Annotated in this window: 7 protein-coding genes; 5 read left to right on the plus strand and 2 right to left on the minus strand. The window is 38.0% G+C overall.

From position 1 onward, the window contains the following. The first annotated feature begins 468 nt into the window (after positions 1–468). The 5 genes from BZG02_RS16115 to BZG02_RS16135 all read left to right on the plus strand — a co-directional run bounded on the left by BZG02_RS16115 (position 469) and on the right by BZG02_RS16135 (position 10,996). A complete protein-coding gene (locus BZG02_RS16115; protein ID WP_101262586.1) occupies positions 469–2,076 on the plus strand; it encodes a DUF6377 domain-containing protein in 1,608 nt (535 codons plus the stop codon). 599 nt (positions 2,077–2,675) lie between these two features. Next, entirely contained in the window at positions 2,676–4,784 is a 2,109-nt protein-coding gene (locus BZG02_RS16120) for a glycoside hydrolase family 97 protein (protein WP_218972269.1), read from the plus strand. 660 nt (positions 4,785–5,444) lie between these two features. Further along, positions 5,445–8,720: a S41 family peptidase gene (locus BZG02_RS16125; protein ID WP_218972270.1), complete on the plus strand. Its 3,276-nt coding sequence runs from the start codon at positions 5,445–5,447 to the stop codon at positions 8,718–8,720. A 247-nt stretch (positions 8,721–8,967) separates the two neighbouring features. Then, on the plus strand, positions 8,968–9,564 hold the full coding sequence (locus BZG02_RS16130) for a hypothetical protein (RefSeq protein WP_218972271.1): 597 nt from the start codon (positions 8,968–8,970) through the stop codon (positions 9,562–9,564). Between the two features lie 13 nt (positions 9,565–9,577). Next, positions 9,578–10,996 (plus strand): flotillin family protein, encoded by a 1,419-nt coding sequence (locus tag BZG02_RS16135; RefSeq protein WP_101262592.1) that lies wholly within the window; start codon positions 9,578–9,580, stop codon positions 10,994–10,996. A gap of 286 nt (positions 10,997–11,282) precedes the next feature. Here BZG02_RS16135 and BZG02_RS16140 read toward each other — a convergent pair whose 3' ends face one another. Then, positions 11,283–12,665: an aminopeptidase P family protein gene (locus BZG02_RS16140; RefSeq protein WP_101262594.1), complete on the minus strand. Its 1,383-nt coding sequence runs from the start codon at positions 12,663–12,665 to the stop codon at positions 11,283–11,285. A 399-nt stretch (positions 12,666–13,064) separates the two neighbouring features. Further along, positions 13,065–13,670: a LysO family transporter gene (locus BZG02_RS16145; protein ID WP_101262596.1), complete on the minus strand. Its 606-nt coding sequence runs from the start codon at positions 13,668–13,670 to the stop codon at positions 13,065–13,067. Positions 13,671–13,688: the final 18 nt, after the last annotated feature.

Genomic DNA, 13,688 nt, shown 5'->3' on the forward strand with positions numbered 1-13,688 from the left:
CGACTCATATATCTATTTAATTAATTAAAATTTGAGAAATTATGGGAGCAGCAGGAAACAAAAAACCGAAAAAGAAACATCACGGTAAAAATGTACCCGCTTATGAGCAGAAAGGTGAAAAAGAGGATACTAATTATTTTAAAAAGAAAAAATAATTATTTGCCTTGATGGACAGGTTTAATGCAAAATGGCGGAATAAATTTTAGCCAATAGTAGTAAACCGAAAAAGCTGTTTTCAATTCGTTGAAGACAGCTTTTTTTATTGCGTTAATTGTAGTAGTACAGTTCCTGCTTTATGGCTTTACCTCCTGGAATTATTTGCTTGCTTTCCAGCAAAAAGATGGAGGGAAACGGTAGGGGTTTTATCAATTAGAAAAAACAAGAAGTGCAACGGACAATTGCTTTTTTGTTGCAGAAAATATTAATCTTACTTTTACTTCTTGTTCTTAAAACCTATATGTTGTAAGCATGCACAGAAGTTTCATTTTAATCATTTTTGTTTTAGTAAGTCTGAATTCTTTTAGTCAGAAAGACTCTTTGGCTTTTCAATTTGCGGCGGCGAATCGGTATTTGGAAGCAAAAGACAGCATTGATCAGGTAAAAAAGAACAGAATAGCTTTGCTCACCGATTCTCTGAAACATTCTAATTTTGAAAATCGCGAAAGCGAGGAGTATAACTTGTTGGTTAAACTCACCAAAGAATACGAGTATTTTGTGTACGATTCGGCTTTTCAGTATGGCAATTTGGCACTGAAAGTGGCTTACGACTTAAAAGATGCATCCAGTATCGCAGCAGCGAAAACAAACCTTTCCCTAATTCTTTTACTTCGTGGTTTGTACAAGGAAACCATAGACAGCATTCAAACGATCGATCCGTTGCTTTTGGAGCCCAAAAAGCGCGTTGAATTTTATTCGGTAGCCTACCGTGCCTATTACGATTTATCCAATTCCCGTTGGGGATATTATGCGCCTAAATACCGTGAGAAGGGAGATTTTTACGTGCAGAAAATTGTGGAGCAGGGCGATGCAAATTCCTTCGAATACCAACTTGCTCTTGCCTTAAAAAGTCAGAATAACAATGCCAATTACGAAGTGCGAAAGTATTGCACAGGCTTGTTGAGTAGAAAAGATTTAAGTGCACACCAAGCTGCCATTACGAATTGCATTTTGGGCATTTCGTATTTAAAATTGCAGGAAAAAGAGAAAGCCAGGTATCATCTATTAAAAGCCACTGTCGACGATATTAAATCAACTACTAAGGAAACCCTTGCTGCTAAGGTGTTGGCCGAACTTCTTTTTTACGATGGCGATTTAGAGAAAGCAAATCGATTTATTTCCGAAGCTCAAAAAGACGCTGTTTTTTATGGGAGTAATGCGCGGCAATTAGAAATTTCCTTTATTCGTCCGAATATCGAAGCGGCAGTTTTAAGCAAAGTGGAGAAGGAGAAGAAAATTATTTCTACTATTTCTATTATTGTATCGCTTTTGGCTTTTCTCTTAATTTTATTTTCATTCATTATTTACCGTCAGGTGAAGGAGGTAAAAAGAGCTCGGAAAGAAATTTTGGAGAGCAACAGAAATTTGCTCCAATTGAACGAGATGCTTCGCGAACTAAGTAAAATTAAGGAGGAGTACGTTGGTTACTACTTTAATTTCAGTTCTCAGTTTATCGAAAAGCTCGATGGCATGAAAAAAGCCATTGCCCGTCAGTTAATCACCAAACAATACGATGCCATCGAGCAGGAATTGAAAAAGTACAACGCGAAAAAAGAACGCGAGAATTTGTTTGAAGATTTCGATCGTATTTTCCTGAAACTATTTCCCGATTTTGTGAATAGCTTCAATTTGTTGTTCGAAGAAAAAGATCGAATTGTATTCAAAGATACGGCATGTTTGAATACCGATTTACGAATATTTGCTCTGATTCGTTTGGGGGTGAACGACAACGAGAAAATTGCCGGCATCCTCAACTTTTCGGTGAACACCATCTACACCTATAAAACCAAAATCCGAAATCGCTCTAGTTATCCAAACGAAGTTTTCGATGAGAAAATCATGGCGATCAAGTCCGTTTGATTTATCATTATTTTATGACAAGACTATAGATCTTAATAATTTTAAGAGGTACTATTAAATTAGGGGATTCAATTTTGTATGCTTAATTACTATTACCTCACCCTAGCCCTCTCCTCAAGGAGAGGGAAATTCTAATCTTCACAACGAATGAACTCCTCTTCTCCTTCAGGAGAAGGGGTTGGGGGATGAGGTTTCTCTTAAAATAAATTCAAGTCAAATAGGATAATCAATTCTCGTTTGCGTCGGAATAGCAAAAGGTAGATCGTCGAAGGTTGAAAGGGGCAGAATGATAATGAAATATAACATTTTAGACATTCTCAATAAAATTCATATGCGGGAGACTCTCCTAATGATAAAGTCGGTTTGTTTCATTAGTTCATCTTTATATCATCTATATTTTCCAAAGAACTTAAACTGCCTAACTATCACTAAATAAAAGAACTGACTGTGTGGAAAGTTAAAAACCGTCTATATTTTCAATTAGTATTTAGTTATTGAAACTATTCTCGGCTTACTTTGATAATTATTCGGAACTTGTAGAAAATAACTATAGTTCGAATTTGATTGGTATTAATCTTAAGCTTCAAACAACTATGAAAATGAAATCAACACTGTGTTTTATTGTTGGTATTGCAATGATATTTGCATCCTGCAGCAATAGTAATATAGTCACCAATGTAGAATCGCCCGACGGAAATATTAGTCTTCAATTTAGTATGGCCGATGAACAAGCTGCCTACCAGGTGCTGTTCCATGGTAAAAATGTAATTGAGCCTTCCACTTTAGGTTTCGATTTCAAAAACATGCCATCTATCGAAAAAGGATGGAAAATTGCAAGTACGCAATTAACATCGAGCAATTCAACTTGGGAAATGCCTTGGGGCGAAAAACGGGTAGTAGTCGATAATTTCAATCAGTTGATGGTGAATTTGGAGGAAGTAAAAGCTCCTAATCGTAAAATGAATCTGGTATTTAAAGTGTATAACGATGGTTTGGGTTTTCGTTATGAGTTTCCAGAGCAGGAAGCAATGCAAGAGGTCATTATTACCGATGAAAATACACAATTCAAATTAACCGGCGATCATAAAGTGTGGTGGATTCCTGGCGATTGGGATATTTACGAACACTTATATCATACAACATCATTTACAGGAATTGATGCAACAGCATTGCGCTCTAACGACAATCTGGCTCAAACTTATATTCCTGAGAATGCGGTGAACACTCCGGTGACCATGAAAACTGCCGAAGGCGTATATATAAGTTTCCACGAGGCAAACCTGACTGATTATTCGGGAATGACCTTGAAGGTGAACAAAGAGAAATTGATGCTGGAAAGTGAATTGGTTGGTTCGGATATTACGGGTTACAAAGTAAAAAGAGCGCTTCCTTTTACTACGCCGTGGAGAACCATTCAAATTTCCGAGACTGCAGGAGGTTTAATTGAATCCGACCTGATCGTAAATTTGAACGAGCCAAATAAAATTGGATCTGTAGATTATTTTAAGCCAATGAAATATGTTGGTATTTGGTGGGATATGCATTTGGGAACCAGAACATGGGATTATGGAGCTTCTCAGGATATGAATACGGCAACAGGTCTGAAGCCACATGGTAAACATGGCGCAACTACCAAATATGCGAAGGAATTGATCGATTTTGCTTCGGAAAACCAGATTGGTGGTATTTTGGTAGAAGGTTGGAATACAGGCTGGGAGCATTGGATTGGTTTTGAAGATCGCGAAGGTGTTTTCGATTTTGTGACTCCTTATAAGGACTATGATTTGAAAGAGGTGGTTCGTTACGGAAAAGAAAAAGGCGTTGAGTTGATTATGCATCACGAAACTTCGGCTGCTCCACGTACTTACAACCAGCAAATGGATACTGCCTACCAGTTAATGCAGTCATTAGGTATTCATTCGGTTAAAACCGGATATGTTGGGAAAATTATCCCGAAAGGGGAATATCATCACGGACAATGGATGGTGAACAATTACCGCAGAGCTGTTGAAACTGGTGCAAAATACCAAGTCGCGGTGAATGCTCACGAACCAATTAAAGCAACTGGCTTGCGACGAACCTATCCGAATATAATTGCTCGTGAAGGCTTACGCGGACAGGAATTTAATGCTTGGGCAAGCGATGGAGGAAATCCTCCCGAGCACCTTCCAATTGTTGCTTTTACAAGAATGCTGGCAGGTCCGATTGATTATACACCTGGTATTTTCAATATTAAACTAAAACCACACAAACCAAACAATCAGGTGAATACTACTTTGGCACAACAGTTGGCTTTGTATGTGGTAATTAATAGTCCCATTCAAATGGTTCCCGATTTAATCGAGAACTACAAAGGGAACGATGCCTTTCAGTTTATTCGCGATGTAGCCGTTACCTGGGAAACCAGCAAGGTGTTGAACGGAGAAATTGGCGATTTTGTGACCATTGCCCGTAAAGACCGTAATTCCGAAAATTGGTTTGTAGGTTCCATTACCGACGAAAATGCTCGGGGCATGGAAATAAAATTAGATTTTCTGACCGAAGGGAAGAAATACAAAGCAACACTCTATTTGGATGGAGAAAACGCACATTGGGATCAAAATCCTACGGCATTTAAGATCCTCGAAATGGAAGTAGATCATACTTCAAGCTTGCAATATCATTTAGCAGAAGGTGGCGGCGCCGCTATTAGTTTAGTAGAATTATAAGACTTAGAATTTTTATTAACTCACCCTTTCTAATTCTTTAGACACAAATATTTTTTGAGTTTAATAGAAAGCTAGAAGGAGAAGAGGCACCGTTTAATTTCGGAATTCTCCCTTTTTAGGGGAGATGGCGACAGCCAGAGGGGTGTTTTTATTAACTCACCCTTTCTGATTAATCATTATCAGGATAATTAAATTTACGATGTCTCGGAATCCGCATCAGAAAAAAGAACGTTAAGGAAATTATGGAAATATAGCGTAAAGAAACCCAGCTTGTTTGAGGAACGTTAGACTTGAAGAATGAAAGGCTAAAAGGACGAGTTCTGGGTTTTAGCGGAATGGAATAATTTGTAGTGTTTTTTCTGCGCGGTGGGCTTTTGCTTACTTTTTGCCAGAAAAAAGTAAGAACCCATCCGGTTTAAGGATGAGAAATAGTACAGGAGTAGTCATTTAAAATAATGACTAGTTACTATTATTCACATAGTTTCAAATTATTATTGTAGTAAAGTGGCATTCCTTTTTTTAGGAATGTCACTTTTTTTGTAGCTTCACAAAAAGTTTTTAAGGAAATTAATGGATATGCTACTTAAAACCAATACTTTCTATGAAAAGGAAGAATTAGTTTTACACCAATACTATTTACACACTAACTTATAAATTGAAATGTTGAAAAGCCATTTTAAAATTATTGCAATTTGTCTTGTCCTGTTTGGGATGATTCAAACTGCTCATGCCGAGAAGGATGTTCGTTTAATGAGATATCCTGACATCAATAAAAATTTAATTGCCTTTGTGTATGCCGGCGATATCTGGACAGTAGCTTCCGATGGTGGCGATGCTAAAAGATTAACCTCTCATAAAGGAATGGAATTGTTTCCAAAAATCTCTCCCGATGGAAACTGGATTGCATTTTCAGCAGAATATTCGGGGAGCCGACAAGTATATGTAATGCCTTCGACAGGAGGAACACCAAAACAGTTAACTTACTACAATTCGGTTGCTATGATGCCACCTCGTGGTGGATTCGATAATGCAATTCTAGACTGGAATCCAGATAGCAAATCGATATTGGTTCGTATGAATCGTACTGCTTTTGGGGAACGAAATGGAACCTATTATCAGGTAAGTATCGATGGCGGATTAGAGCAAGCTTTACAAATTCCTGAGGGCGGATTTGGCGTGTTCTCTCCAGATGCTAAAAAGATGTGTTTTGCTCCAATTAGTCGCGAGTTTCGTACATGGAAGCGTTACAAAGGTGGTCGTGCCGCCGATTTATGGATTTACGATCTGGAAAAGGACCAATCGGAACGAATCACCAAATTTGTGGGCTCCGATCAAATTCCTTCTTGGTATAAAAATGCAATCTATTTTGCGTCCGATCGCGATTTAAAGTTGAATATCTATAAATATGATCTTGAGAGTAAGGAGATTACTCAAATTACGCATCACAAAACTTTTGATGTGATGTGGCCATCAGGCGAAAATGGGCAAATTGCTTATGAGAATGGCGGTCAGCTTTTTAAATTAAATCTGGAAACAGGAAAAGAGGAACGCGTTGTTGTAAATATCAACTTCGATAATCCGAATATTTTACCTTACTATAAAAACGTAAAAGATTTTATTCAGGCAGTAGCCGTTTCTCCATCAGGAAAACGTGCATTGTTTGATGCTCGTGGCGATATTTTTTCAGTTCCTGCCAAGAACGGACCAAGCATCAACCTAACACAAACTCAAGGAGTTCGCGAAACAGCTCCAAGCTGGTCACCTAACGGAAAATATATTTCCTACTACTCCGATGCTACTGGTGAATACGAAATTTATCTTTTAGAGAATAAAAAAGGAGCAAAAGCGAAGCAAATAACTTTTGGTTCTTCGTCTTGGATGTACGATGCCAAGTGGTCGCCAGATAGCAAGTACATGCTATTTTTCGATCGAACTTTGAAACTGAAATGTCTGAACGTAGAAAATGGCGAAATCAAAATTGTTGATGTGGCCAGTAGAAACGAAATTACCGATTTCTCTATTTCACCCGATTCACAATGGGTTAGCTATGTGAAAGATAGCAATAATGATCAGGGAGCGGTTTGGGTTTATAATATCAACACCGAGAAAAATTACCAATTAACCGACAATACATTCGGCGATTCAGCACCTGTATTTTCTAAAGATGGAAACTTCATCTTCTTTTTGTCAAACCGCGATTTTAATCTCGATTTTTCAAGCTTCGAATTCGATTATTTATACAACAATGCCACTCGAATTTTTGCAATGTCTTTAAAGGCCGATGGTCCAAAATTGTTTGCTTTAAAGAACGATGTGGAAGAGGTGAAAGAAGAAAAGCCTGTTGTTGATGAAAAGAAAAAAGGGAAAAAAGAAGAAGTAAAACCAGAAGAGAAACTGAAAGTAGAAATTGATTTCGAAGGAATCACGAATCGAATAGCAGTTTTTCCATTAAACTCTGGTGATTACGATGATTTGGAAGCTGTGGATGGAGGAATTTTGTACACAAGCAACGGAGCGTTACATCATTATACCATCGAAAAAGAGAAGGACGAGGTGATTTTAGATCGAATTTCGGGTTATTCATTAACTGGGAATGGCGATAAATTTATTTATTGGGCTGGTTCTACCTACGGAATTGCTGATTTGTCAGCTGGTCAGTCGGCCGATGCAGGCAAACTCCAATTGGATGATCTGGACATGAAGATTGATCCTAAAAAAGAATGGAATCAGATTTATACCGACGGATGGCGTATTTTTCGAGATTACTATTACGTAGCAAATATGCATGGTGTAGATTGGGCACAGATTAAAGCGAACTACAATTTATTGATGCCATATGTTAGTCATCGTGCCGATTTGGATTACATTTTGGGAGAGATCATCTCGGAAACCAACACCGGACATGCCTATGTAAATTATGGCGATTTCGAAAAAGTGAAAGCCGTTGAAACAGGTTTGTTGGGCGCAAAACTTGCAAGCGATGCAAAAACAGGGAAGTATATCATCTCTAAAATTTATCAGGGAGAAAACTGGACTGCGAATCGTCGCTCGCCTTTAACCGAGCAAGGAGTAAATGTAAAAGAAGGAGATTACCTGTTAAGTATCAATGGTCACGATTTAAGTACTGATGTGAACCCTTATCTTTATCTGGAAAATCAGGTAGGGAAAATGGTAGAAATCACCGTAAATAGTACGCCAGGTTTCGACGGCGCAAAAACCTATACCATAAAGCCAATTGACAGTGAATTGGAATTGATGTATCTGAATTGGGTGAACGAGCGTCGCGAGATGGTTACTAAATTATCCGATGGGAAAATTGGCTACATTCACGTACCAAACACAGCCGTAGAAGGGAACAGAGAATTGCACCGAGGCATGTATGCTTATCACGATAAACAAGCCTTAATTATTGATGATCGTTACAATGGCGGCGGATTTATTCCCGATCATATGGCAGATCTTTTAGATCGAAACGTATTGTCGTATTGGCACCGAAGAGGTTTAGAGCCTAACCAGACTCCTGCCGTTGCTCACGATGGACCAAAAGCCATGCTGATCAATTCATATTCTTCATCGGGTGGTGATGCTTTTCCATACTATTTCAAGAAGAAAGGTCTGGGAAAATTGATCGGAACTCGTACTTGGGGAGGATTAGTTGGTATGTCGGGCAATGCCGGTTTGGTGGATGGCGGTTATATCGCAGTTCCTCGTTTTGGTATTTTCGACGAAAATCAGAAATGGATTATCGAAGGAATTGGAGTGTATCCGGATGTTGAAGTGTACGACGAACCACATTTGGTTGCCAAAGGAATTGATCCTTGTATACAAAAAGCAGTAGAAATGCTGCTGAAAGAATTGGAGACTAAATCTGATGTTAAAATGGTAGCTCCAGCCGATCCAAACCGTTCTAATTGGATCGAAGAGGATGTGAAATAGCACTGGAATAGAACGTAAGAAATAGAAGGAGCATCATTTGGTGCTCCTTTTTTTATGCTGGCATTTTTGCGAGCAAGTTTTTTATCCCTAAAAAGTGGAATTGGAGGAGGGTTTACTGTTTTTTTCATCCTATAAAAATTGATTTAAAACATGTGAAAATTCGAATACAACAAAAAAGAATAATTCCATTGAGCATAATTGAGAATAGGTCGATATTTATTGTTATTTTCATCCTAAATAAAAAAAAATGATAATTATGATACTATCTATTTCTAATTGGTGGAGCGACATGAATCTGGTGGAACAGGTATTCTGGGGTATCGCCATTCTTTTTTCTTTTTTCTTCATTATCCAGATGATTTTAACATTTTTTGGTGGTGATGTGGATGACATAGATGTTGAAGGCGATGCTGATGCTGCAATTGATAGTGATGGAGGCATCGATTTTCAGTTTCTTAGTTTGAAAAACTTGATTGCTTTTTTTACCATTTTTGGATGGACGGGCATCATTTGTTTAAATTCTGGAATGGGACCTGGTATTTCTGCCTTAATAGCTACCATAGCTGGTTTAATTATGATGGTAATTATGGCATCTATTATGTACTTTATGGGCAAATTGGTTGAAGATGGCACCTTAAAAATGAAAAACGCCATTGGTAAATCGGGTAGCGTTTACCTCCCAATTCCATCCAACCGAAAAGGGATGGGAAAGGTACAGATTCAGGTTCAGGGACTTAAAATTTTGGATGCGGTAACCGATCAGGATTCTGAAATTCCAACTGGCGCTATAGTTACAGTTGTTGAAATAATAAATAATCAAATTTTACTTGTAAAAATCAATTAAATAGTAAACCATTATGGGAGAATATGTAGTTTTTCTATTTGCCGCAGCGGCAATATTTATTTTCACTTTAATTGTCTCGTTTTTTAAGAGATACAAAAGGTGTCCATCCGATCGAGTATTGGTTGTGTATGGTAAGGTTGGTAAAGGAGTGGATACTGAATCGCGGTCAGCGAAGTGTATTCATGGTGGGGCCGCATTTATTTGGCCAATTATTCAAGATTACGCTTTTTTGGATTTAACACCACTTTCTATAGAGATCAATCTAAAGAGTGCTTTAAGTAAGCAAAATATTCGTGTGGATGTACCTTCTCGTTTTACCGTTGGAGTTTCAACCGAAGGTGGCATTATGACTAATGCTGCTGAGCGATTATTAGGATTATCTCAGGCAGATATTAGTAATTTGGCGAAAGATATTATTTTCGGTCAGTTACGTTTGGTAGTTGCTACCATGGATATCGAGGAAATTAACAGCAATCGTGATAAATTCCTTGCTGCGGTATCCAACAACGTGGAGGCCGAATTGAAAAAGATTGGTCTGAAACTAATCAATGTGAACGTTACGGATATTAACGACGAATCGGGATATATTGAAGCATTAGGTAAGGAAGCTGCAGCAAAAGCGATCAATGATGCTAAAAAGAGTGTTGCAGAGAAAAATCGTGATGGTTCTATCGGAGAGGCAAACGCTCATCAGGCACAACGTGTACAAGTTGCTGCTGCTGATGCATCGGCTGTTGAAGGAGAGAATACGGCAAAAATTACAATTGCTAATTCTGATGCTCGAAGAAGAGAGCGTGAAGCAGAAGCAGAACGTTTGGCATCGGCAGCCGAGAAAGTAACTCAGGCTCGTGCTTTAGAGGAAGCTTATGCTGCAGAACAATTAGCTGAAAATGCTCGTGCAACTCGTGATAAAGCAACACAGACAGCTAACGTTGTGGTGCCTGCTGAAATTGACAAACAGAAAATTGAGATTGCAGCGGAAGCAATAGCGGAACAAACTCGTCGTCATGCGAAAGGGGAAGCGGATGCTATTTTCATGAAAATGGAAGCAGAAGGTAAAGGTATTTATGAAATTTTGAGCAAACAAGCACAAGGTTTCGATAAACTTGTTCACGCTGCAGGTAGCGATGCTAAAGATGCAGTAATGTTAATGATTGCTGATAAACTACCAGAGTTGGTTAAAACTCAAGTGGACGCAATTAAGAACATTAAGATCGATAAAGTTACTGTTTGGGAAAATGGAAACGGAAAAGATGGGAAAACATCAACCGCTAACTTTATGCAAGGAATGATGGGATCTATTCCTCCGATGGAAGAATTGTTCAAAATGGCTGGAATGGAATTGCCAAACTACCTTGGTAAAAAAGTAGAAGAAGGCGAAACTGTTGAATTCGACGAGGTGCCAGATACCAAAACAAAAGACAAGAAGTAAATTGATTTCTTTCTAATATAGAAAAGGAGCGCCAATGGTGCTCCTTTTTTTTGTTCCCCTATAGAAAGTCTATAACATAGGTTGTTAATACTTTGAACGAATGGGGTAGGTGTCCAAAAAAATTAATTTCCTTGCCATTTTGGTTCCGAATTCGCGGTGTTAAAGAATCCTTATCTTTGAATTAAAGGTATCTAGTCCCAATAGCCATCCAAATCGTTCCATATGACGTTTTTACAGGAGACCTTATTTTTCGTTTATCCTCATTTTTTATAAGTGTATTTCTTTATTACGATCTTTGTTTTTCCACCTCGGCAATACTTTTTGGGATTGGTTTTCCCAGCAATCGTGCACCATCTTTAGTGATTAAGAAATCTTCTTCGTTGCGACAACCTCCAAAATTTTTATATTGTTCCACTTTATCGTAATTAATAAATTCCTCGAATCGGTTTTCTGCTTTCCAAAGGTCTATTAATTCAGGAATAAAATAAATTCCAGGTTCAATTGTTAGTACAAAGCCAGCTTCTAATTTTCTACCCAAGCGTAATGATTTTAATCCGAACTGAGTACTTTTTGCCTTGCCATTGTATCCAACACATACTTCGCCTAAATTTTCCATATCATGAACATCCATTCCCATCATATGACCGGTTCCACATTGAAAAAACAGTGCGTGAGCTCCTTGTCGGATTGCATCATCAAGATTCCCTTTCATAAAACCCATTTGCTTCATTCCTTCGGCAATAGCACGGCAAGCAGTTAGGTGAACATCTTTAAAGGTAATGCCAGGTTTTAATTGGCCGATTGCTGCATTGTGCGCATTCAAGGCAATTTGATATATTTCTTTCTGACGTGTACTAAATGTTTTATCTACAGGAAAAGTACTCGACATATCTCCGGCATAATGCATTCCATTTTCAGCACCACAATCCAGTAAAAGCATATCGCCGCTTTTTAATGTGTTTCCATGGTAATGATTATGAAGAGTTTGTCCGTTAATGGTTGCAATTACCGGAAAGGAAAGTTGGCCACCGCCAGCAATTGCAACTTGCTGAACAGCGGCTGCAATTTCCGATTCCTTCATTCCTGGTCTGGCCATACGCATAGCAGTAAGATGCATTTCTCCGGTAATATTAACAGCTTCTTCTATTTGAATAACTTCCTCATCAGACTTGTAGTTTCGTTGATTAACGACTGCCTGTATAAATGGTAAGGATGCATTTTTAGACGCAATTTTAGGATGCACTTGAAGCAAATCAAGTAATTTAATTTGATGTTCGGGACGGTAGGGAGGCAAGTGGTGAATTCGTCGAGATTTGATTGCTGCTTTATCGAGATAATTTTTTAGTTCCGACATGGGAGCGGTTTCATAAATTCCTACCGCTTCGCTTTTTTCCTTAATTGTTGGTTGTGTACCCATCCAAACAATATGGTCGATAGTTAATTCATCACCAAAAATAATTTCTCGATTTTCATCGATATCAATAATAGCATTTAGCCCGGCATAATCCGAACCAAAAAAATAAAGAAAAGTACTATCCTGCCGGTAATGATAGGTATTGTCGGCGTAATTCATTCCACATTCATCGTTGCCTAAAAAAAGGAGGATGCCGGATTTAACTTCTGCTTTAAGCTTATTTCTTCTGTTACTATAGGTTTCTTTTGAGAACATGTTTACGCGTTTTGGAATTGGTTTGATCGTGCCGAGAATCAATTTGTTTCGTACACAATTAGCAATTGTTTTAAAGGAAGTAACTTATTTTTCTAGCCGATGCAAGGCATAATTAATCGCAACTGGATACAAGAATCCTACGAAAGAATATTTTCTGTTGAATGGTTTTGAATAAAATAAGTTGGTAGGGGAAAATGGAAGACACTAACAAATCCAACATTCGTACAGCCCTTTGTACGAACAATTGTATAGAAGTATGAATTTGTTATAGTAAAACATGTAAAAATTGTTTGTTCGGTGAGAAGTAAAAATAGGAAAAAGAGAGGAGATATTTCACGTTTGTTCCTTAAAAGGAGTTTAAACTACGATGAATATATTTATCCGCCGAAAGGCTTATACTTAAAGAAATTCAAGTATAACTGGAACAATAATAGGAACTAATACAGTAAGTACGATACCACTGAATACAGCAATAATCGCGTATTCTTTTCCTGAGTAGCGCACAATTATTGGCATGGTTGTATCCATAGCAGTAGCTCCACCCGCTGCTATTCCTGCAAGTTTGCCAAAATACTTTACAAATAATGGCGTAGCTAAAAGGGTTACTATTTCGCGAATAATATTCGAAAGTAAAGCAATAACACCTAGTGTTTCGCTATGAAATTCGGTTATCATTACGCTCGATAAACTGTAGTAACCAAAGCCGGCACCTACGGCCATTGCTTCGCCAATACTAATATTGGAAAGTAAAGCTGAAAAAGCAGAAACACCAAGAAGTGATCCTACAATTACTGATAAGGGAACAAGTACAATTTTGATGTTTACCTCGCGAACCACTTTCCATGCGTTGCGATCGGTTCCAATACCAATTCCTACTAAAAGCATCAATAAATAAAGAGCATATATGCTAAAATCTCCTTCTAAAAGGGATGAGGGTAAAAAACGTGTAAGACCAAGAATTAGTCCCAATATAAAGAAGCCAAGAATGATAAAACTGCCTTTCATAGAAGATATGCTTAGTGA

Origin of the sequence: Labilibaculum filiforme, assembly GCF_002843315.1 — a bacterium.
GTDB classification, from domain to species: Bacteria; Bacteroidota; Bacteroidia; order Bacteroidales; family Marinifilaceae; genus Labilibaculum; species Labilibaculum filiforme.

What these genes read in the sequence shown, in the direction of transcription:
- BZG02_RS16115 (WP_101262586.1), top strand. Translation starts at nt 469, where the DNA reads ATGCACAGAAGTTTCATTTTAATCATTTTTGTTTTAGTAAGTCTGAAT.
- BZG02_RS16120 (WP_218972269.1), top strand. Translation starts at nt 2,676, where the DNA reads ATGAAATCAACACTGTGTTTTATTGTTGGTATTGCAATGATATTTGCA.
- BZG02_RS16125 (WP_218972270.1), top strand. Translation starts at nt 5,445, where the DNA reads ATGTTGAAAAGCCATTTTAAAATTATTGCAATTTGTCTTGTCCTGTTT.
- BZG02_RS16130 (WP_218972271.1), top strand. Translation starts at nt 8,968, where the DNA reads ATGATAATTATGATACTATCTATTTCTAATTGGTGGAGCGACATGAAT.
- BZG02_RS16135 (WP_101262592.1), top strand. Translation starts at nt 9,578, where the DNA reads ATGGGAGAATATGTAGTTTTTCTATTTGCCGCAGCGGCAATATTTATT.
- BZG02_RS16140 (WP_101262594.1), bottom strand. Translation starts at nt 12,665, where the DNA reads ATGTTCTCAAAAGAAACCTATAGTAACAGAAGAAATAAGCTTAAAGCA.
- BZG02_RS16145 (WP_101262596.1), bottom strand. Translation starts at nt 13,670, where the DNA reads ATGAAAGGCAGTTTTATCATTCTTGGCTTCTTTATATTGGGACTAATT.